Source organism: Yimella radicis (assembly GCF_054778255.1).
The window spans coordinates 48,340-68,712 of sequence record NZ_BAAGZR010000003.1; the positions used below are offsets into that span (position 1 = coordinate 48,340).

Here is a 20,373-nt window from a genome sequence, read left to right on the forward strand (position 1 = left end):
CACCTTCGTTTGCTACCACCGAGCAAACGCGGACCGGCACAGCCGCAGTGGTCGAATAGCGATCAATTTCGTTGCACCTCAACCACTTTCAAACAGAGTTACTTTCGTGACCTTCTACGGCGCCGTCGCTGAACACGCACCGCGAATCCCGCAGGCGCGGCCCATGCGCAACAAGCGACAGGACCGGCCTCGTCGTCGTGCAGCTGCTGTTCTGGGGGCTGCTGGGTCTCGCCGGTCTCGCCGGTCTCGCCGGTCTCATCCCGCGCAAGAAGCACGAGCACGTGCACGTGCACGAGACGCACACGCGTCCGACGCACACCACGGGCACCCACACCAACACGCCGGGCACCGTGCACGACAACAACCGCGCGGGCAACGACCTGCGTGACGGTCGCGCCGACTTCGACAACGACGGTCGCAACGACCTGCCGGGCAACCGTCGTAACGACCTGCGCTGATCCCAGCCGGTCGCTTCGACGAAAGGTGCCGCGAACCGTCTCGGTTCGCGGCACCTTTCGTCTTCGTCACGCCCCGATGAGAGACACTGATCACATGTTTTCGGCTCCACCCAGGAGCGCATCCGACGAAGGGAACAGCAGTGACTGAAGCACGCACCGCGATCGTGACCGGAGCAGCCCGAGGAATCGGCGCAGCCGTGGCCGAGCGCCTGGCCTCGGACGGCTTCAAGGTCGCCGTGGTCGACCTCGACGAGGCCGCCTGCCAGAACGTCGTCGACAAGATCAAGGAATCGGGCGGCGAGGCCCTCGCCGTCGGTTGCGATGTCTCGAACGAGGAGGCCGTCAACGCCGCCGTCGAGCGCATCGCGTCCGAACTCGGTGCGCCGACCGCGCTGATCAACAACGCCGGCGTGCTGCGCGACAACCTGCTGTTCAAGATGAGCGCGGACGACTGGGACACCGTCATGAACGTGCACCTTCGCGGCAGCTTCCTGATGACCCGCGCGACCCAGAAGTACATGACCGAGGCGAAGTTCGGACGCGTGGTGAACCTCTCGTCGACCTCGGCACTGGGCAACCGCGGCCAGGCCAACTACGCGGCGGCCAAGGCCGGTCTGCAGGGCTTCACCAAGACCCTCGCGATCGAACTCGGCAAGTTCGGCATCACCGCCAACGCCATCGCCCCGGGATTCATCGTGACCGACATGACCGCGGCCACGGCCGAGCGCGTCGGCATGGACTTCGATGAGTTCCAGAAGGCCGCGGCCACCCAGATCCCGGTGGCGCGCGTGGGCCGTCCGGACGACATCGCTGCTGCGGCGTCGTTCTTCTGCCGCGAGGACGCGGGCTTCGTCAGCGGCCAGGTGCTGTACGTCGCCGGTGGACCGAAGGACTGAATCATGCGTGTTTTCAACGGAATCGAAGACCTCCAGGCCGCTGTGGGCGACCACCTCGGCTACAGCGAGTGGCATGAAGTCACCCAAGACGCGGTCAACCAGTTCGCTGAGGCCACCGGTGACCACCAGTGGATCCACGTCGACGTCGAGAAGGCGAAGTCGGGACCGTTCGGTGGCACCATCGTCCACGGGTACATGACGCTGTCGCTGTTGCCGATGCTCTCGTGGGAGGTCTACACGGTCGAAGGCGTGAAGATGGGCGTCAACTACGGCTCGAACAAGGTGCGCTTCCCCAACCCCGTTCCGGTGGGTTCGAAGGTGCGCGGCGGCTTCGAGATCGTGTCGGTCGAACCGTCGTCCCTGGGCTTCACCGTGACGACCAAGTGCGTCATCGAGATCGAGGGCCAGGACAAGCCGGCCTGCGTCGCGGAGACGCTGTCGGTGATCGTTCCCTGACGTTCGCCGAACACGACGGCGGTCCCGCTTCGGCGGGGCCGCTGTTCGTCCTTCAGGCGAGCAGCGTCTGCTGCGCCAGCGAGCGCATCTCCCCGGCGATCCGCCGGGTGAACGGCTCCCCCGGCTGCCAGTGAGCCATCGCGCAGTAGTGCACGGTGCGTCCGTTCGAGGTGATCGAGCCGAGGTCCACCCGCACTCCGTCGTCCGAACCCGTCTTGTTCAGCAGACCGGGTTCGTCGTCGATGTGGGCGAGCGGATCGAGCGCGAGCACACCGGCCGACAGACTGAGGTCGACGTTCAGCTTCATCCAGTCACGCACCCTCGCCGACACCACACCGTGGTGCACCAACCCCATGAACCGGACCAGCGACGCAGCCGAGCCGAGGGCGAAGGTCGGCGCCGTGTCCGGCCCACGCTCGTCACGGATGAAGTCGAGCAGTTCGTACGGGGTGACGTCGAGGCCGGTGGCGAACTCACGCACCCGGTCGAGCCCCGCCCGCTCCAGCAGGACGTTCGTGGCGAGGTTGTCGCTGACCACCGCGACCAGTCGGCAACAGTCCAGTACCGACAGGGCGGCAGCATCGAGGTGCTGCCACAAGCCCGAGTCCTCCACTCGCAGTACGGATTCCTTGGCGAGCAGTTCAGCCCCGTCCAACCGCTCGGCATCCAGTTCGGCGGCGACGTGCGCGAGCAGCAGCAGCTTGCCGACGGACGCGATCGGACGCACCGCATCCACGTCACCGACGCGGTGCAGTTCGCGACCGTCCGTGTCGACGACGAGCAGCGTGTGTTCGGTCCTCGACGTCATCGACCGAACCGCTGCAGCGAGGCGAGTGCCTCGTCGAGTTCGGCGGTGCCGTCGACGATGGCTCGTCGGACGTTTGCAGTCATGCGCCCGGATCGCAACGCTTCCTGCGCGGCGTCCGACGTCGCCTGCTCGGTGACCCCGACCGGGAAAGCGGCAGCCGCGATCTTCTGCGAGGCGAACTCGCCGAGGCGGTCGGCCAACTTCGGCAGCACGCGGAAGTAGCGCTCGACGTGAGGACGAACCAGTTCTGACGACGGCGCGACGAAGATGGTCTCTGCGATCGCGAGTGCCTCGTAGTTCGACAATGCGGCGTTGGACTCCAACTGGGCCCATGCCCATTCCTTCGCCTCGGGAGTCGGGCGAACAGCCTTGGCCCGCAACGCATTCTGTTCACCGGCCATCGTGCGGTCCTGCGCCGCGAACTCGTCGATCGCCGCATCGTCCGCACGGCCGAGTTGGGCGAGACGGGTCAGTGCGGTCCACCTCACGTCCAGGTCGCCCGCGAATGCGTCGGGTAGGTCCTCTGCAGCCACCCACCGGCGCAGCAGACCCTCGTCACTCGAGGTCGCTGCCAGCAGACGACCAGGAGTGACCGCGCGCTCCGCGTCGGCCGCACCCAGCGCGACGGTCGCTGCAACCGCGATGCGCTCGGTCGCCTCCTGCCTCTCTGCGTCCGGCAGGAAGTATCCGAGCCTGCGCCGCACGAGACGAGCCGTCCAGTGCCGCAACGACTCGTTCTCCTCGGTCGGGAACGACGCCTCGAACACCGCCAGCACGGTCTGTGGGTCGACGGTGGACAGGGCCATGCCGTTGAGCAGGCCGGCCCAGACGACCTGCCTCACCTGCGGGTCTTCGACCTTCGGCAGTTCGTCCGGCATCGCGGCCAGGGTGTTGTCGTCGAACACCGGGATCGTCCAGGTGAGGTCGGAGGCGTTCGGCACCAACAGCTTCGGACGCTCCAGCCCGGTCAACGGCGTCTCCTCTCCTGACGTGGCACCGAGGGTGAAAACCGGTGTGCGCCATACCTCCTTACCGCCGCAGAAACCTGCGATGTCGAGCATGTGCGGTCGGTCCGCCGGGTGCGCTTCGGGCGTCGTGCGCACCGCCTCCACCACACCGATCGGGTCACCGTCGACCACGACGGCGATCTCGTCCGTGCCGGCGGTCTCGAGCCAACCCTTGGACCACGCGTCCAGATCGACATCGGTGTGCGCGCTGATCGCGTCCAGGAAGTCGGCCAGCGTCGCGTTGCCGTAGGAGTGATCACGCAGGTAGTCGCGCACTCCCCCGACGAATGCGTCGTCACCGACATACAGCGCGAGCTGACGCAATGCAGAGCACCCCTTCGCGTAGGAGATGCCGTCGAAATTGGTGAGCGCGGAGTCGGTGTCGTCCGCAGCGTTGCCGGCGATGGGATGGGTGGACGGCGCACGGTCGGCGGCGTAGCCCCAGTTCTTGCGACTGATCCCGAAATCGACCCAGGCGTCGTCGAATTCCGTTGCCGCGGAGCATGCTCGGTGCGCCATGTACTCGGCGAACGACTCGTTGAGCCACAGATCGTCCCACCACTTCATGCTCACCAGGTCGCCGAACCACATGTGTGCCATCTCGTGCAGGATCGTGTTGCTGCGTTGCATGACCTCGGCGCGACCGACAGAACCGCGGAAGATGTACTGGTCGCGGAAGGTCACGCAGCCGGGGTTCTCCATCGCGCCGGCATTGAACTCGGGCACGAAGAACTGGTGGTACTCGCCCCACGGGTAGTCGATGCCGAAGAGGTCCTCGAAGTAGTCCAGCCCCTGCTTGGTCACATCCAGCATCTGCGGGGCATGACGACGCAGGTCCTGCCCGAGCGAGGCTCGGGCGTGCAACGCGAGCGGAATGCCGCGGTGCTCATCACGCACCGTCTCGTAGGGTCCGGCGCAGATCGTGAAGAAGTACGTCGCCAAAGGCTTGGACGTCTCGAACTCCCAGCGACCAGGGGATGTCTGCTTCGCGGCGCTGTTACCGGCGACCACCCAGTCCTGCGGCGCGGTGACCGTCAGGTCGTAGGCGGCCTTCAGGTCGGGTTGGTCGAAGCAGGGAAAGATCTGCGGTGCCGCGTCCAGGAACGACATCCCGTACACGTACGCCTTCTCGTCCGCCGGGTCGACCGCACGGTGCAGACCCTGACCGTCGCGGGTATAGGCCATGCGAGCGGTGACCGAGAGTTCGTTGGCATGCTGCAGCTGGGTGAGGGTGAGCCGGCCGTCCGAGATCGCGGATGGGTGAATATCGTTGCCGTTCAGCGTGATCGACTCGACCGACACTGCCTTGAGATCGATGAACGTGGACGCGCCTGGTTCGCTGCATGAGAAGCGGACGACTGTGCGAGACCCGAACTCGGTGTCACCGAGCGTGAGGTCGAGGTCAACGATGTAGGAGATGCCGGCGATCAGCCGGGCGCGTTCGACCGCTTCGGTCTGCAACAGGATGGGCATACGCCCACTCTGCCAGGCGACCCGATGCTCGCTCTCAGGCCAGCCGCTGTCGCAGAGCCTCGTGCAGCACGATCGAACCGGCGACTGCTGCGTTCAACGAACTCGCGCCTCCGACCATCGGGATGCTGACCACCTGATCGCACGCCTCGCGCCAAGCGTGGCTGATGCCGCGGGTCTCGTTGCCCACGACCAGCAGCGTCGGTCCGGTGAGGTCGACCGCGCGCAGATCCTGCTCGCCGCCCTCGTCCGTGGCCAGCACTCGCCATGAATCGGGCTGTCCGGCAATCCAGTTCAGAACCACGTCGGCCGAATCGAGCCGGACGGTCGGGATGTTGAAGCACGAACCCGTGGACGCACGCACCGCCTTCGGGTCGTACGGGTCGGTGGCGTGCCCGGTGACGATCAGACCGGTCGCACCGAAGGCGTCCATCGACCGTTGCAGGGTGCCGATGTTGCCTGGTTGCGTCGGCCGGTCGAACACGACGAGCAGCGGATCGGGTGCGCGGAGTCGGTCGAGATCGTCCGGCGGCATTGCGACCACCGCGACGAGTTCCGGTGCGGTGTCGGCACGGTCACCGAGTTCGCGCACCATGTCGGCGGGCATCTCGACCCGCTGACAGGACGCCTCGTCCCACACCCGCGCCGCCCACTTCGACCGGTGCCCGTCGTTCGGGCGGATGAGCGCGAGCAACTCCCAGCCGCCATCGATCGCGAGCGTGATCGGCCGCACCCCGTGTACCAGGAACTGGGCCTGACGATGCCGCTTGGTGCGGTTGGTCAGCAACGCCTGCCACTGCTGGAAGGTCGCATTTCGGGTGTGGATCCGGGTCGGCGCGCTCACCCGGTCACGGTATCCACAACCGCTGTGGACGCACGGACGCCGCCGTGGTCGAGCCACGACGGCGTCCGTTTCGACGTCCTCGGGAAGCGGTCGCTGCTACGACCGGTTCCCTGGACTACGGGCGTAGTCAGCTCAGGCGACGTCCGAGCACCCAGGCTCCGGCGAGGAGCATCGCGAACAGCGCACCGGCACCGGCGAACAGACCGCCGTTGCTCGATGACGATCCGCCGCTCTGGTCACCGTCGGTCACGACGGGCGGGCCGGTCACAGTGCTGGTCGGCGTGCTGGTCGGCGTGCTGGTCGGCGTGCTGGTCGGCGTACCGGTCGGCGAAGCCGTCGGCGACTCGGTGCCGGTGGGCGAAGCCGTCGGGGTCGACGTCGGGCTCGGCTGGTCCGCGGCCACCACGGTGACCGGCATGGTGACGGTCGTGCCGGTCTGCGCGGCCTTGACGAAGAGCTGCTGTGCTCCGGTCATCGCGTCGGCCGGGATCTTGACAGTGATCGTCGCGGTCTCGTTACGCGTGGGGAACGGGGGCGCCGTGGTCAGCACCTTCTGCACCGGGAAAGTGCCGAGCGACTGGGTGCCCAGGAAGACCTCGACCTCGGTCGTGGTCGGGGCACCCGCGCTGGTCATGTCGAGCCCGGACACCGTGAACGTGACCTCTTCACCCTGGGTGACCGCCTTCGGCTGGTTTTCGACGGCCACACCGTTCTTGGCGAACGAGGGGCTTGCGGGGTTGTGGTCCTTGAACCATTCGACGAACAGCGACTGGTCGATCAGGCCGGAGTCCTTACGCGTCGCGTCTGCCGCCTCGAACGCGGTGAAGTTGTCACCACCGCCGACCAGGAAGGAGTTGGACGCGACCGTGTAGGTCTTGCCCATGTCGAGGGGCTGCCCGTCGACAGTGACCGAGGTGATCCGCGAACCGGCGGCCGCGCTCGGGTCGTAGGTGTAGGTGACGTTCTTGCTCAGTCCGAGCTTGAGGAACGCACGCGAACTGCCCTCGGGCTGCCACTGCTGCTCCAGCACCTGCTTGAACTGCGCGCCGGTGACCTCGATGGTCTGCACCGTGTTGTTGAACGGCATGATCGCCGCGACATCGGCATAGGTAATCGTGCCGTCGGTGCCGTACTTCAGGTCGGCACGCACGCCGCCGGGGTTCATCACACCGATCTCGACACCGCCGGGGCGACCCGGCTTGTTGATCGAGTCGACGTACGACTGGGCAATGAGGTTCGACAGGGTCGACTCGCGCAAGCGGTCGTCGCGGCTGCCGTCCGGCTTGAGGGCCGTGGTGATGTCGGCGGTGATCTTGCCGACCGGCTGCTTGCCGATGACATCGGCGCGCGCATTGGCGTTGTCGACGATCGTGGCGGCGGACCGGTAACGAGCGTCGGCCTCACAGGCCGCAGTGGGCGCGGTGACCTCGCGGTTGGTCACGGAGTACTGGGTGACCTTCTTGGTGGTCGGGTCATAACCGAGTTGCAGCACACCGAGGTGGGAGGCGTAGTAGTCGGTCTGGATGACCGGGCGCGTGCCGCCACCGGGAGCGGGTGCGTCCCAGGCGTAGATCTGGTGGGTGTGACCGGTGAAGATCGCGTCCACGCTCGCAGCGGTCCCGTTCACGATCTTGGCGAAGATTCCACCCCGCGCAGTCTGCGAGGCGAGGGTGGCGTCCCCGCCCCCGGCGGCGCCCTCGTGGTACTCGGCGACGACGACGTCCGCCTCACCGTTGGAGGCGTCTCCGTCCTTGAGCTGTGCTGCGGTGCGGTTCACGGCAGCGACCGGGTCGCCGAAGGTGAGACCGCTGATGCCGTCGCCGGCGACCAGCGACGGGACGTCGGAGGTGACCGCGCCGACGACGCCCACCTTCACGCCGTTCACATCGATCACCTTGTACGCCGGCAGCGCCGGGGTGGTGGTGCCCGCGCGGTAGACGTTCGCTGCGAGGTAGGTCCAGTTCGCACGCGCCTGGACGCGTCCGGTGAGGTCGGCGAAGCCCTTGTCGAACTCGTGGTTTCCGACGGCCGACGCCTTCAGGTCGAGCGCGTTCAGGTAGTCGATCGCCGGCACGTCGTTCTGCGAAGCGGACGCGAACGGCGTACCGCCGACGTTGTCACCGGCCGACAGGAACGTCGCCCCGAGTTCGTTCTGCGCTGTGGTGACAGTGCAGGCGAAGTCCTTGGTGAAGTGACCGTGGAAGTCGTTGGTGTTGAGCAGGCTGATCTTGGTGAGATTTGGGCTGATCGGGCCGTCGCCGACGTTCGTGGCGGCGAGGGCCGAGGGCGATGCGGCGAACGACGCGGCGAGCGCGACGGTCGCGGCAGCACCGAGCAGGCGGGCTGACTGCATGGAAGGAGCTCCTTGACGGTTCGGGGATGCGCCGCTGCACGGCCATCTCCAGCACGGACCGACTTCGGCTCGAGGGTCAGTCTGCACCTCACTGCCCGCCACGTCGACTGTTGTGACACAGCGTTATACGAACGTCCTTCGAGAGTTCACCCCGAACGTGCGACTCACAGACCTCGCTGCGCCATCGCCTGCAGTCGGGCGATGCGGTCGGCGGTCGAGGGGTGGGTCGACATCAGTCGGGACACGTCCTGCGCCCGGAACGGGTTCGCGATCATCATGTGGCTGGCGTTGACGACCTTCGGGGTCGGGGCCAACGGGGCGCGGGCAACTCCGTGTTCCAGCTTCGCGAGCGCGGACGCGAGCGCGAGCGGGTCGCCGGTGAGTCGGGAGCCGTCCTCGTCCGCGTCGTACTCGCGAGTGCGGCTGATCGAGAACTGGATGATCATCGCCGCGAACGGCGCGAGGAAGGCCATCAGCAGCATCGCGATGGGGTTCGGACGGTTCTCGTCGCTGCCACCCAGCGCGCCCGCGAACATCATCATCTGTGCCACGGAGGTGACGATTCCGGCGAGCGCCGCCGCGATGGACGAGGTCAGGATGTCGCGGTTGTAGACGTGCATCAGTTCATGCCCGAGCACCGCTCGCAGTTCACGCTCGTCCAGCAGTTCCAGGATGCCCTCGGTGCAGCAGACCGCTGCATTCTTGGGGTTGCGGCCGGTCGCGAACGCGTTCGGTGCCTGCGTGGGAGAGATGTACAACCGCGGCATCGGCTTGCCTGCGGCATTGGAGAGTTCGCGGACGATGCGGTACATCTGCGGCGCCTGGATCTCGCTCACCGGGTAGGCCTGCATCGCGCGCAGGGCCAGCTTGTCGCTGTTCCAGTAGCCGTAGAACGTCGTCGCCACGCCGATCAGCGCGAACACCCAGATGAACTTGCCGCCACCGATGAGCGATCCGACACCCAGCAGCAGCGCCCAGATGGCGCCGAAGAGCAGGGCCGTCTTCAGGCCGTTGTAATGCTTGTGCACATCTGGATGAACGTCGCGGACGGTGCGCGTGTTCCATACCCCGTTCACCGTCGTAGGTTTGTGCTCATGCCCAAGCCGTTGGCCGAACTCGTCCACCCCAGCTGGGTGCCCAGCCTCACCCCGGCGGCCGACGCGCTCACTGCGTGCGGGGAGTTCCTGCGTGCCGAACTCGCCGCCGGCCGCGGATACCTTCCGGCGTCGGAGAACGTGCTGCGTGCTTTCTCCGGGCCGATGGACGAGGTGCGCGTACTGATCGTCGGCCAGGACCCGTATCCGACCCCCGGGCACGCCGTCGGCTTGTCGTTCTCGGTGGCGCCGGACGTCCGCCCGATCCCGCGCAGCCTGATGAACATCTACACCGAGCTGGGGTCCGATCTCGGGGTGCCCAGGCCCTCGACCGGTGACCTGTCGCCGTGGAGCGAGCGCGGGGTGCTGCTGCTCAACCGGGTGCTGACCGTGCGACCGGGCACGCCCGCGAGTCACCGCGGCAAGGGTTGGGAGACCGTGACCGCCGCCGCGATCAGCGGACTGGTGGAGCGCGGCGGACCGCTGGTCGCGATCCTGTGGGGCCGCGACGCCCGCAACCTCGCACCGCATCTGGGTGAGGTGCCGTACGTCGAGAGCGCCCACCCGTCCCCGCTGTCGGCCCGATCGGGATTCTTCGGGTCGAAACCGTTCAGCCGGTGCAACGAGCTGCTGCAGCGCCAGGGTGCCGAACCGATCGATTGGAGTCTCCCGTGAGTTGGCAGCGCTACGTCGCGATCGGCGACAGCTTCACCGAGGGCATGGTCGATGAGCACCCGGACGACCCCGGCGCCTACGTCGGTTGGGCCGATCGGCTCGCCGCGCAGTTGGCATCCGATGCCCGCGCCGAGGGGCGACCGTTCGGGTACGCCAACCTCGCCGTGCGTGGCCGGTTGCTCGCCGACGTCGCGGGTCCGCAGTTGGAGGCGGCGCTCGCACTCGAACCCGACCTCGTGTCGATCGTGGGCGGTGGCAACGACATCCTGCGCCCGAAGACCGACCTCGACCGCATCGCCGACGAACTCGAAGCAGCCGTCGAACGCATCCGATCGACCGGAGCCGACGTCCTGATGTGCACGATGGCCAATCCGAAGGGCGCGGCGGTGCTGCGCCGCCTCGCCGGACGCATGGGATCGCACAACGCGAACATCTGGGGCATCGCCCAACGACAGGGCGCGTACGTGATCGACCAGTGGGGGCTTCGTTCCCTACGCGACGCCCGCATGTGGGGCATCGACCGCATCCACCTGTCCAGCCTGGGCCACGAACGCATTGCCGCACAGGCGTATTGGGCACTCAGCCAACACGCCGGTGAACGTGATTGGGCGGTCCCGCTCGACCCCGCTCCCCCACTCGGCCGTCGCGAGTCGATCGCGGGTCACGCCGCCTGGGCCAAGGAGTACGCGGCGCCATGGGTGCAGCGGCGCCTGCAGGGGCGCAGCTCCGGCGACGAGGTTCAGCCCAAACGCCCGACGATCACGCCGCTCGACTGAGTCCCCGGCGGGGACCTTGGTCCCTGGGTCGACCGGCGAAGCAGGCGTACCGTCGAGAGCACGATGTGTACGTATTGCGGGTGTGAGTCGATCACGATCATCGGCCGGTTCATGGATGAACATGTGGCCATCGTCAACGCGAACGGCGAGTTGCGCCGGGCCGTCGAAGCCGCCGACCGCCACGGCATCGAGCGCTCGGCCGACCTGCTCGCCGGACTGCTGTTCCCGCACACCGAAGCCGAGGAGGCCGGCGTCTTCACCGTGCTGGCCCGCGACGAGGACTTCACCGAGCACATCGAGCACCTATGTGCCGAGCACGACAGCCTGGACGCGCAACTCAAGCGCATCCGCGCCGGCGCCCACGACGAGATGCACGCGTTCGAGATCGCTCTGCGAGAACACATCAATCGGGAGGAGAACGGTCTCTTCCCGGCCGCGGCGATCGCGTTCGCCGGCCCGGAGTGGGACGAGGTCGACGCGCTGACGCCGCCGGCCGCGGTGTGACGAGATGACGTCACGGTCTGTCACATCAGGACGCCCCAGCGCGGGGTCGCGCGGCCGCTGGGCGATGCGCGATCGCCCGTCGGTGGTCTGGCTGATCCTCGCGTTCGTCGTTGCCGTCAACCACCGCTTCATCCCCGAATCCCGTTGGCTCATGGTGCATCTGGTGATGCTAGGCGCGGTTACCCACTCGGCGATGGTGTGGAGCACGCACTTCACGCAGGCCTTGCTGAAGTCGCCGGAGTCCATCGATCCGCGCAAGCACCAGACGCTGCGCCTGGCCATGCTCTTCGCGGGTGTCAGCTCGATCACGGTCGGCGTCCCCACCCTCTGGTGGTGGCTGGTCGTCACCGGGGCGTGCCTGGTCGTCGGCGCCATCTGCTGGCACGCCGTGCAGCTCGGACGTCGGTTGCGCGCCGCGCTGCCCGGCCGCTTCCGGATCACGATCCGCTACTACCTGCTCGCCGCCGCGTGCGTCCCGGTCGGGGCGACACTCGGTGTGCTGCTGGCCCGTGGACCCGAGGAACAGACTCACGCCGAACTGCTGGTCGCGCACTCCATGACGATGGTGCTCGGCTGGCTCGGGTTCACCGTACTGGGCACGCTCGTCACGCTGGGGCCAACCATCCTGCGTACCCGGATCGATGAGAAAGCGGAGGCCTACTCGATCCGCGCTCTCCCCTTCTTCGCGATCTTCCTGGCGACCACGGTCACCGGCGCGTTGCGCGACAACCGGCCCACGCTGCTCGCCGGGCTGTTCGGCTACGTGCTCTGCGTCGTTGCCTGGGCGGTACCGCTGGTCCGCGCCTTCCGCGGCGCCAAGCAGCGGCGGGAGTTCGCCGCGTGGTCGACCGGCGCCGGGGTGCTCTGGCTCGTCGCCGCTGCCGTCACTCTGCTGGTGCGGGTGGCGCGTGACCCACTCGTCGAGATCTCCGCGTCCTACGGCCGGGTCGCCTCGATGGTGGTCGTCGGGTTCGCGCTGCAGCTGGTCACCGGTGCGCTGTCGTACCTGATCCCGAGCGTCGTCGGCGGCGGACCTCGCGTCCTGGCCGCCGGACGTTCGGTGTTCGAGAAGTGGTCGACCGCGCGGCTGGTGCTGATCAACGGTGGGTTGCTGCTGTGCGTGCTGCCGGTCCCCAGCGCCGTCCGTGTCGTGCTGTCGGTCGTCGTCCTGCTTGCCCTCGCTGCATTCATCCCGTTGATGTTCAGGGCGATTCGGTCGATGGTCCGCACCAGGATCGCGCTCGCGGGTGGTGCCCCGACCGAGCCGCCGGCTGCGCTGTCCGGCTCGCGTATCGTCCAGGCGCTGTCCGCCGCCCTCGCACTTGCGGTGGCCGTCGTCGCAGGCATCGCACTCAACCCGGTGATCCTCGGCGGCACGCCCGACCAAGCCCTTTCGCCGTCGTCCGTGGTTTCGACCGGCCGGACGACGACGGTGCAGGTGACCGCGCACGACATGCATTTCATGCCGAAAGCGGTGCAGGTGCCGTCAGGCAACCGCCTGGTCGTCGTGCTGACCAATCGGGACACCAAGAACTCGCACGACCTGACGTTCACGAACGGCAAGGCCACCGACCGGCTGCGTCCGGGTCAGAGCCAGACGCTGGACGTCGGTGTCGTCGGCGCGAGCACCCAGGGTTGGTGCAGCGTCCTCGGGCACCGACGGATGGGGATGGTGTTCGACGTCGTCGTCACCGGAAAGCCTGCGGTTCAGGCCCATTCACCTGTCCCGGCAAATGCGGAGCAACCGTTGCGCCCGGACGACCGGGCCCCGAGGTCCGTCGTGGACGCTTCCCTTCCTCCCGCACCGAGCACGAAGGTGCACAGGCTGCGATTGCCGATCCTCGAACAGGAGATGGAGGTCGCACCCGGCATCAAGCAGAAGCGCTGGACGTTCGGCGGCACCGTCCCCGGCCCGACGCTGCGCGGCAGGATCGGTGACACCTTCGAGATCACCTTGGTCAACCAGGGGTCGATGGGTCACTCCATCGACTTCCACGCGGGCTCGCTGGCACCGGACCGGCCCATGCGGACGATCGCGCCTGGTCAGTCGCTGGTGTACCGGTTCACCGCGACGCGCGCCGGCATCTGGATGTATCACTGCTCGACCATGCCTATGTCGATGCACATCGCGGCCGGCATGCACGGTGCAGTGATCATCGACCCGCCGGACCTGCCGACGGTCGATCGGGAGTACCTGCTCGTGCAATCGGAGGCGTACGTGAACGGCGACGGCCGATCGAAGGTCGCCGAGGTCGACGGTGATGCGGTCTCCGCCGAGAAGCCGGATCTGGCGACCTTCAACGGAATTGCCAGCCAGTACGACCACCGGCCGTTGACCGCGAAGGTGGGCGAACGGGTCCGGATCTGGGTGCTGAATGCGGGTCCGAACCGGGGCACGTCCTTCCATGTGGTCGGCGGCCAGTACGACCGGGTGTACTTCGAGGGCAACGACCTGCTGAACGGCGGACCGGGCGGTGCGCAGTCGCTCGCGCTGGCGGCGGCGCAGGGAGGGTTCGTCGAACTCACGCTGCCGGAGGCCGGCAACTACCCGTTCGTGTCACACGTGATGGTGGACGCCGAACGCGGTGCTCACGGCATCCTGCGGGTCAGCCGGTAGCAGCAGCCACCGGCGCCGAACGACGCCCGAGGCGCAGCCGTTCCAAGGGCAGGAAGGCGAACAGGCAGACCACCGTCGGGATGAAGTGGATGCTCAGCAGCGCGAACGTGCTGGCGTGGAAGACGAACCAGAATGCGACGTACGCGTACAGCGGACGACCGCGCAGCACCAGCATCAGCGGCGCGAGGAACTCGGCGATCAGCGAGATCCACTGGAAGACATAGGTGACCTGGGGGACGCTGGTGAGCGGCTCGGCGATGAATGACCCGCGCCGGGTGATCGCCCAGACGAGTACCGCCGAACTCGCCCAACCCCAGCCTGCTTCCTTCACTTTCGCGACGGCCGCGAGGAAATAAGTCGCTGCGACCGAGATCTGGATCATCCGGACCGTCCACCCGTTGCGCTGCAACGCATCTCGCGCGTCGGTGATCTGTCCGGCGGCGAGCGGGAGCACGAACAGGGCGACCAGCAACGCGAGGTGGTCGTGGTTGATCTTGGCGTAGGAGTAGGCATTGCTGAGCCAGTCGAGCATCCCGAAGGCGACGACCCATCCGGCGATCTTGGGTTTGATCCCGAGCAGACCGAGGACGGCCCCGACCGCGATCGCGATCTGCAGTACGCGGACATACACCGCGTTCGGTTGCGGCAGGTGCAACAGATCGCGGATGGGCAGCGGCTGGTAGAGGTCGGCGGGGATGTTCCCGTGGCCGATCGGGAACGCCGTCAGCCAGAAGATGTCGAGCAGCACCACGAGATACACCAGCCGCCGCATCCAGATGATGCGTTCGGTGGGCACCTGCGGGAAGGCCCAGTTCACGAGAGATCCTTCGGGTCGTGGGGGTCGACGACCTGCCAGGTGGCCAGCACCACCCGCTGCGGCTTGCCGTGGGCCGCGCCGCCACGCAGTTGTTGCACCGTGTCGACGAGGTAGATCACCCGGTACCCCGGCGGGTTCGACAACGACCGGGACGCCGCGACCGCGACGGCCTGCAGGCGCTTGGGCTCGGCGAGGATGCGGGTCTCCTGACCCTCGATCTCGGCTCGTTCCAAGCCGATTCCGCCGGCACCCAACGGCACGACGACCCTGCGTCCGTCGACGGTGTCGGCCTCGATGCCGAGTGAGCGCACCTGCCCGTCCGGGTTCACCCCGAACGCGAACATCACCATCGGGCCCATCGGCCACCACCGGTCGTTGCCGACTGCGGAGCCAAGGACGAGGGCGACCACCAGTACGAGCATCGCGGCGACGCGAGCCCACAATCCGACCGTTCGGGTCGGCGAATCGGTCTGCTCGGGCACGTCCGTCAGCATGCCAGCAGCGGGCGCGACGACACCGACAGGTCAGGCATCGGCGAGCAGGTCACTGACCGTCCGCAGCGCCAATCCCCTTGCGACACACTTCGGTACGAAGTCCTCCAGGGCCAGAACAACCTCCTGGGTCGCCGTGCCGCGTCCGTCGTGGCAGAGCACGATCGCACCGTCGGACAGTTCGGCTTCGAGTCGTTCGGCTGCGGCTGCCGACTTGCGCCCGGGCAGGTAGTCGGACCACAGCACCATCCGCAGCCGTTGCATCGTCGCCGCGTGCAGCACCGGCGCGTCGAACCGGCCGTACGGCGGACGCATGAGCACCGGCGTGTACCCGGTGAGTTCGGTGATCGCCTGCTTGGTGCGCTGCATGGAGCCGGCCAGTTCATCGGGCGTCAACTGAGCCATGTCGCGATGGTCGGCGCCGTGCACGGCGAGCTCGTGACCTTCCCGCGCAATGCGACGGGTCAGTTCCGGATGCTTGTTCACGTGATCGAGCAGGACGAAAAACGTTGCTCTGCAACTGTTCTCGGCGAGGTTGTCCAGAATCGCGGGTGTGTAGCGCGGGTCGGGACCGTCGTCGAAGGTGAGCGCGATGCCGGGGTTCGAGCTGCGCCAGACGACGTCCGCCCGGAATTCGCCGGTGCGCGGCGACGGCGGCGATAGCCGGTACGACGGCTCACGGTGCGTGCGCTCGTGTTCGTCGATGGCGAAGGCTGCGCTCGCGCCGGTGGACAAACTGGCCGCAGCAACCCCACCGGACATGAGTAGCGCCCGCCGTCGGCTCACCGAAAAAGAACCCCTTGTTTCCCCCATTGTTCACGATTATGGCGACGCTGCGACGATCGCGCCACGCGAATGCCGGCGGCGGCCCGTCGCTGGAGGTCGGTGGGGCGGCCGGTCAGGACATCGCTGCGCGAATGGCAGCGGCGAACTCGTCGATGTCCTGCTCGGTGGTGTCCCAGGAACACATCCACCGCACTTCCCCGACACCCTCGTCCCAGAAGTAGAAGTGGAAGTCTTCCATCAGCTTCTGCGACACCGACTTCGGCAGGATCGCGAAGACCGCGTTCGCCTGCACCGGGCGGGGCAGGATGACGCCGTCGATGTCGCGTACCGCTTCAGCCAGCCGGGTGGCCATCGTGTTGGCGTGGCCGGCGTTGCGCAGGTACAACTCGTCGGTCAGCAGCGCCTCGAGTTGAGTACTGACGAAGCGCATCTTGGACGCCAACTGCATCGACTGCTTGCGCAGGTACTTCATCCCGGTGACGACCTCGGGGTTGAGCACCAGCACCGCTTCGCCGACCATGAGTCCGTTCTTGGTGCCGCCGAACGACACGATGTCGACGCCGGTGTCGGTGATCATCTCCTTGAAGGTGACCGCGAGGCTCGCTGCCGCGTTCGACAGGCGAGAACCGTCGACGTGCAGCACCCAGCCGTTCGCGTGGACGCGCTCGGCGATGTGGGCGATCTCCTCGACCGTGTAGACCGTGCCGAGTTCGGTGGACTGGGTGATCGAGACGACCTTCGACTGCGCGTGATGCTCGTCGTCCTTGCGCACCCCGACCGTGTCGATGAGTTCGGGGGTGAGCTTGCCGTCCGGGGTCGGCACGGTCATCAGCTTCAGTCCGCCCATCCGCTCGGGCGCTGCGCACTCGTCGACGTGGATGTGCGCTGTCGCGGTGCAGATCACCGACTCCCACCGCTGCGTGACCGCCTGCAACGCAACGACATTCGCTCCCGTTCCGTTGAAGACCGGGTAGGCCTCGGCCTTGTCGCCGAAGTGCCCTTTGAAGGTCTCCTGCAGACGGGCGGTGTAGACGTCGTCGCCGTACGCGGTCTGGTGTCCACCGTTCGCCCGGACGATCGCGGCGAGCACCTCGGGGTGGATGCCGGAGTAGTTGTCACTGGCGAATCCGCGGTCGGTCGGGTCGTGCAGCACATCGAGTTCAGTCACACCCACAATCCTCTCAGCCCCCTTCGTGCGGCTCTGGTCTCCCCCCGTGGTCCCGCTGTTCACGGTCTCCGCTGAAACGCACGCCTGAGGAACCAGCGCGTCCACGCCGGGCCATCCCGACGAAGCACTCCGCCGGCGGCGGCCGTACCAGCCACTTCGCACGCGCCAGAGGTTTCGACGCAGGCATCCTCCTCCGTCGGACGCCTGGCTCAACCAGCGAAAAGACCAGCCACCATCGCTGGTTGAGCCGAACGCCTGAGGAACGAAGGCGTACGCGCCGAAACCCGGAGAGATGCGACGGCTACTCAGCCGGACGACTGTCTGGCTCAACCAGCGAAAAGACCAGCCACCATCGCTGGTTGAGCCGAACGCCTGAGGAACGAAGGCGTACGCGCCGAAACCCGGAGAGATGCGACGGCTACTCAGCCGGACGCCTGGCTCAACCAGCGAAAAGACCAGCCACCATCGCTGGTTGAGCCGAACGCCTGAGGAACGAAGGCGTACGCGCCGAAACCCGGTGAGATGCGACGGCTACTCAGCCGGACGNAGGAACGAAGGCGTACGCGCCGAAACCCGGTGAGATGCGACGGCTACTCAGCCGGACGACTGCCTCGGTTGCGCTTCGCAGCGGTAGCCCTTGGCGGACAGGGCAGGCAGCAGATCGCGGCGTCCGTCGATCAACGCCTGACGCTTGGCCCGACCCCAACCCTGAATCTGCTTCTCAGCAAAGTAAGCGTCGTCGATGCGCTCCATCTCGGCGAACCAGACGAGCTTCACCGGACGACGTCGCCTCGTGTACATCGCGCCGGTGGGTTCGTGATTGTGTTCCCAGAGGCGGCGTTCGAGGTCCCAGGTGCTGCCGCAGTAGTAGGAGCCGTCGCAGCATTCGAGCAGGTAGACGTATGGCATGGGTCCACGCTCAGTCGGGCACCCGATGACGTCGAGGTCGAGGCGGGACCGTGTGGATGAAACGCCACGTCCGTGGCCGTCTGTGGAGGCAGGCGCTGTGGCCAGGTTTCCGTTCAGGGCCAGCGGTTTCGGCGCAGGCGGAACCGACGAAGGAGGTTCCGCGCGCCGAAACCCGGTGAGTGACACGGCCTCTCAGGCGAACGGAATGTCAGCGGGGGGGCATGCGGAGGGCGCCGTCGAGGCGGATGACCTCGCCGTTGAGCATCGGGTTGGCGACGATGGAGTCGACGAGCTGCGCGTACTCCTCCGGGCGGCCGAGCCGCGAGGGGTGTGGCACCTGAGCCTCGAGGACGCTCTTCACGTCGTTCGGGAGGCCGGCCAGCATCGGGGTCTCGAAGGTGCCCGGGGCGATCGTCATGACTCGGATTCCCCTGTCCGCCAGGTCTCGTGCTGCCGTCAGCGTGAGACCGACGACGCCGCCCTTGGAGCTGGCGTACGCAGCCTGTCCGACCTGACCGTCGAATGCAGCGACAGACGCGGTCATGACAACCACTCCACGGTCACCCTCGACCGGCTCGTTCTCGGTCATCGCCGCCGCAGCCAGCCGGAGCACGTTGAACGTGCCGATCAGGTTGATCTCGACAACGGTACGGAACTGCTCCAGGTCGTGCACGCCGCGCTTGCCCACGATGCGCCCCGGGGTCGCGACGCCGGCGCAGTTGACCACGATGCGCAAATCACCGAGTTCCCTGGCTGCGTCAACCGCGGTTTGCACCTGGGCCTCGTCACGCACATCGGCCGCGACGAAATGGACACGGTCGCCCAACTCGTCGGCCAGGCTCTGCGCCTTTGACGACGCCAGGTCGGCCAGGACCACAGCGGCGCCCTCGGCGTTCAGACGGCGCGCGGTCGCTTCGCCGAGGCCGGAGCCACCACCGGTGATCAAGGCAACGGTCGTGTCGGTGATCTTCATGGGAAGTCCTTGTCTCGAAATCGAATTCACAGTGAAGCGAGCAGGTGACGCGAGATCACCAGGCGCTGGATCTGGTTGGTGCCCTCGAAGATCTGGGTCACCTTGGCCTCGCGGAAGAACCGCTCAACCGGGAAGTCCTGGGTGTAGCCGGCGCCGCCGAGCACCTGGACGGCGTCGGTCGTCACCTTCATGGCGGCGTCCGTGGCGACCAGCTTCGCCACCGCGGCCGCCTTGCCGAACGGGCGGCCGGCGTCCTTCAGGCGCGCGGCGTGCAGGTAGGTCGCGCGGGCCGCACCGACCGCGGCGTCCATGTCGGCCAGCATGAACGCCAACCCCTGGTTGTCGGCGATCGCGCGGCCGAACTGCTGACGCTCCTTCGCGTACGCCACGGAGTGGTCGAGCGCCGACTGCGCCAATCCCGTTGCTGCCGCGGCGATTCCGAGACGACCGGCATCCAGTGCGCTGAGCGCGATTGCCATCCCCTGACCACGCTCACCGATCAGCGCGTCAGCACCGACCGGCACGTCGTCGTAGACGACCTCCGCCACCGGGTCACCGTGCAGACCCATCTTCTTCTCCGGTGCACCGAAGCTCAGTCCGTCGGCATCGGCGGGCACGACGAAGCAGGACAGACCCTTGCCCGCGGTGTCGTCCGTGCGTGCGAACGTCGTGTAGTAGTCGGCGTGAGCAGCATGGGAGATCCACGCCTTGGTTCCCTTGATCCGCCAGTCCTCACCCTCCTGGACGGCACGTGTGCGCATGTGCGCGATGTCGGAGCCGAACTCCCGCTCCGACAGGCCGTAGGCGCCAAGTTGTTCCCCGCCGAGCATCCCCGGCAGGAGGGCCTCCTGTTGTTCGCGAGTGCCGAACTCGGCCACCGGGTACGCGGTGAGGCAGTGCACGCTGACGCCGACAGCCACCGCCATCCAACGCTGTGCGATCTCCTCGACCACCTGCAGGTAGACCTCGTACGGCTGGTCGGCGCCGCCGAACTCCTCCGGGTAGGGCAACGACAACAGCCCGGCGCGGCCGAGCACACGGAACACGTCCCGCGGCGGGGTGGCCGTCGCCTCGTCCCCTGATGCACGTGGCAGGACCTCCCTATCGGCGAGTTCGCGGGTGAGGTCGAGCAGATCTGCCGCCTCATCGGTCGGCAGCAGGCGTTCAACGGGCATGACGGCAAGGCTACTGACCACCGCACCCGGTGTGACGGGGACCACCTGCCGCCTCGACGACTGCAATATTTACGGTCTAGGCTGGATCAGACCGAA

At 67.2% G+C, this 20,373-nt stretch carries 19 protein-coding genes; 7 read left to right on the forward strand and 12 right to left on the reverse strand.

What is annotated here, in order from left to right:
• Positions 1-197 precede the first annotated feature (197 nt).
• The 3 genes from ACYU8W_RS01985 (at position 198) to ACYU8W_RS01995 (ending at position 1,810) form a co-directional block, all read left to right on the forward strand.
• Positions 198-458, forward strand: coding sequence for a WGxxGxxG-CTERM domain-containing protein (locus ACYU8W_RS01985; protein WP_499466199.1), 261 nt, complete (start codon positions 198-200; stop codon positions 456-458).
• Positions 459-598: 140 nt separating this feature from the next.
• On the forward strand, positions 599-1,354 hold the full coding sequence (fabG, locus tag ACYU8W_RS01990) for a 3-oxoacyl-ACP reductase FabG (RefSeq protein WP_499466201.1): 756 nt from the start codon (positions 599-601) through the stop codon (positions 1,352-1,354).
• 3 nt (positions 1,355-1,357) lie between these two features.
• The gene (locus ACYU8W_RS01995; protein ID WP_499466203.1) at positions 1,358-1,810 is read left to right on the forward strand and encodes a MaoC family dehydratase; all 453 of its coding nucleotides are present in this window, start codon (positions 1,358-1,360) and stop codon (positions 1,808-1,810) included.
• A 52-nt stretch (positions 1,811-1,862) separates the two neighbouring features.
• Here ACYU8W_RS01995 and ACYU8W_RS02000 read toward each other — a convergent pair whose 3' ends face one another.
• The 5 genes from ACYU8W_RS02000 to htpX form a co-directional block, all read right to left on the reverse strand.
• Positions 1,863-2,618 (reverse strand): serine hydrolase, encoded by a 756-nt coding sequence (locus tag ACYU8W_RS02000; protein ID WP_141929228.1) that lies wholly within the window; start codon positions 2,616-2,618, stop codon positions 1,863-1,865.
• Complete coding sequence (pepN, locus tag ACYU8W_RS02005) at positions 2,615-5,098, reverse strand: aminopeptidase N (protein ID WP_499466205.1); 2,484 nt, start codon at positions 5,096-5,098, stop codon at positions 2,615-2,617. Before pepN ends, ACYU8W_RS02000 begins: the two co-directional genes overlap by 4 nt.
• A 34-nt stretch (positions 5,099-5,132) precedes the next feature.
• On the reverse strand, positions 5,133-5,939 hold the full coding sequence (locus tag ACYU8W_RS02010) for a TrmH family RNA methyltransferase (RefSeq protein ID WP_499466207.1): 807 nt from the start codon (positions 5,937-5,939) through the stop codon (positions 5,133-5,135).
• A 127-nt stretch (positions 5,940-6,066) separates the two neighbouring features.
• A complete protein-coding gene (locus ACYU8W_RS02015) occupies positions 6,067-8,292 on the reverse strand; it encodes a bifunctional metallophosphatase/5'-nucleotidase (protein WP_499466209.1) in 2,226 nt (741 codons plus the stop codon).
• Positions 8,293-8,456: 164 nt separating this feature from the next.
• A complete protein-coding gene (htpX, locus tag ACYU8W_RS02020) occupies positions 8,457-9,320 on the reverse strand; it encodes a zinc metalloprotease HtpX (protein ID WP_141929231.1) in 864 nt (287 codons plus the stop codon).
• 66 nt (positions 9,321-9,386) lie between these two features.
• Here htpX and ACYU8W_RS02025 point away from each other — a divergent pair, with 66 nt between their 5' ends.
• The 4 genes from ACYU8W_RS02025 to ACYU8W_RS02040 all read left to right on the forward strand — a co-directional run bounded on the left by ACYU8W_RS02025 (position 9,387) and on the right by ACYU8W_RS02040 (position 13,958).
• Positions 9,387-10,061 carry a uracil-DNA glycosylase gene (locus tag ACYU8W_RS02025; protein WP_499466211.1) on the forward strand — a complete coding sequence of 225 codons (675 nt, stop codon included), beginning with the start codon at positions 9,387-9,389 and terminating at the stop codon, positions 10,059-10,061.
• Positions 10,058-10,837 carry an SGNH/GDSL hydrolase family protein gene (locus ACYU8W_RS02030; protein ID WP_499466213.1) on the forward strand — a complete coding sequence of 260 codons (780 nt, stop codon included), beginning with the start codon at positions 10,058-10,060 and terminating at the stop codon, positions 10,835-10,837. Before ACYU8W_RS02025 ends, ACYU8W_RS02030 begins: the two co-directional genes overlap by 4 nt.
• Positions 10,838-10,900: 63 nt before the next feature.
• Entirely contained in the window at positions 10,901-11,341 is a 441-nt protein-coding gene (locus ACYU8W_RS02035; protein ID WP_499466215.1) for a hemerythrin domain-containing protein, read from the forward strand.
• Between the two features lie 64 nt (positions 11,342-11,405).
• Positions 11,406-13,958, forward strand: coding sequence for a multicopper oxidase domain-containing protein (locus ACYU8W_RS02040; RefSeq protein WP_499466217.1), 2,553 nt, complete (start codon positions 11,406-11,408; stop codon positions 13,956-13,958).
• On the opposite strand, the gene ACYU8W_RS02045 is transcribed toward ACYU8W_RS02040, so the two are convergent.
• The 7 genes from ACYU8W_RS02045 to ACYU8W_RS02075 all read right to left on the reverse strand — a co-directional run bounded on the left by ACYU8W_RS02045 (position 13,948) and on the right by ACYU8W_RS02075 (position 20,277).
• The gene (locus tag ACYU8W_RS02045; protein WP_499466219.1) at positions 13,948-14,775 is read right to left on the reverse strand and encodes an HTTM domain-containing protein; all 828 of its coding nucleotides are present in this window, start codon (positions 14,773-14,775) and stop codon (positions 13,948-13,950) included. The two genes, ACYU8W_RS02040 and ACYU8W_RS02045, sit on opposite strands and share 11 nt — an antisense overlap.
• Positions 14,772-15,257: a hypothetical protein gene (locus ACYU8W_RS02050; protein ID WP_499466221.1), complete on the reverse strand. Its 486-nt coding sequence runs from the start codon at positions 15,255-15,257 to the stop codon at positions 14,772-14,774. Before ACYU8W_RS02050 ends, ACYU8W_RS02045 begins: the two co-directional genes overlap by 4 nt.
• Positions 15,258-15,299: 42 nt before the next feature.
• Positions 15,300-16,052 (reverse strand): polysaccharide deacetylase family protein, encoded by a 753-nt coding sequence (locus ACYU8W_RS02055; protein WP_499466223.1) that lies wholly within the window; start codon positions 16,050-16,052, stop codon positions 15,300-15,302.
• 112 nt (positions 16,053-16,164) lie between these two features.
• Positions 16,165-17,220, reverse strand: coding sequence for a threonine aldolase family protein (locus ACYU8W_RS02060; RefSeq protein ID WP_499466225.1), 1,056 nt, complete (start codon positions 17,218-17,220; stop codon positions 16,165-16,167).
• 594 nt (positions 17,221-17,814) lie between these two features.
• Positions 17,815-18,129, reverse strand: coding sequence for a GIY-YIG nuclease family protein (locus tag ACYU8W_RS02065; RefSeq protein ID WP_499466226.1), 315 nt, complete (start codon positions 18,127-18,129; stop codon positions 17,815-17,817).
• 208 nt (positions 18,130-18,337) lie between these two features.
• On the reverse strand, positions 18,338-19,102 hold the full coding sequence (locus ACYU8W_RS02070) for an SDR family NAD(P)-dependent oxidoreductase (RefSeq protein WP_499466228.1): 765 nt from the start codon (positions 19,100-19,102) through the stop codon (positions 18,338-18,340).
• 26 nt (positions 19,103-19,128) lie between these two features.
• Complete coding sequence (locus tag ACYU8W_RS02075; RefSeq protein WP_499466230.1) at positions 19,129-20,277, reverse strand: acyl-CoA dehydrogenase family protein; 1,149 nt, start codon at positions 20,275-20,277, stop codon at positions 19,129-19,131.
• Positions 20,278-20,373 lie beyond the last annotated feature (96 nt).

Excerpts from the sequence above, each read along its gene's own strand:
- ACYU8W_RS01995 (WP_499466203.1), top strand. The coding sequence starts at position 1,358 with ATGCGTGTTTTCAACGGAATCGAAGACCTCCAGGCCGCTGTGGGCGAC.
- ACYU8W_RS02000 (WP_141929228.1), bottom strand. The coding sequence starts at position 2,618 with ATGACGTCGAGGACCGAACACACGCTGCTCGTCGTCGACACGGACGGT.
- pepN (WP_499466205.1), bottom strand. The coding sequence starts at position 5,098 with ATGCCCATCCTGTTGCAGACCGAAGCGGTCGAACGCGCCCGGCTGATC.
- ACYU8W_RS02015 (WP_499466209.1), bottom strand. The coding sequence starts at position 8,292 with ATGCAGTCAGCCCGCCTGCTCGGTGCTGCCGCGACCGTCGCGCTCGCC.
- ACYU8W_RS02025 (WP_499466211.1), top strand. The coding sequence starts at position 9,387 with ATGCCCAAGCCGTTGGCCGAACTCGTCCACCCCAGCTGGGTGCCCAGC.
- ACYU8W_RS02035 (WP_499466215.1), top strand. The coding sequence starts at position 10,901 with ATGTGTACGTATTGCGGGTGTGAGTCGATCACGATCATCGGCCGGTTC.
- ACYU8W_RS02040 (WP_499466217.1), top strand. The coding sequence starts at position 11,406 with ATGCGCGATCGCCCGTCGGTGGTCTGGCTGATCCTCGCGTTCGTCGTT.
- ACYU8W_RS02065 (WP_499466226.1), bottom strand. The coding sequence starts at position 18,129 with ATGCCATACGTCTACCTGCTCGAATGCTGCGACGGCTCCTACTACTGC.
- ACYU8W_RS02070 (WP_499466228.1), bottom strand. The coding sequence starts at position 19,102 with ATGAAGATCACCGACACGACCGTTGCCTTGATCACCGGTGGTGGCTCC.
- ACYU8W_RS02075 (WP_499466230.1), bottom strand. The coding sequence starts at position 20,277 with ATGCCCGTTGAACGCCTGCTGCCGACCGATGAGGCGGCAGATCTGCTC.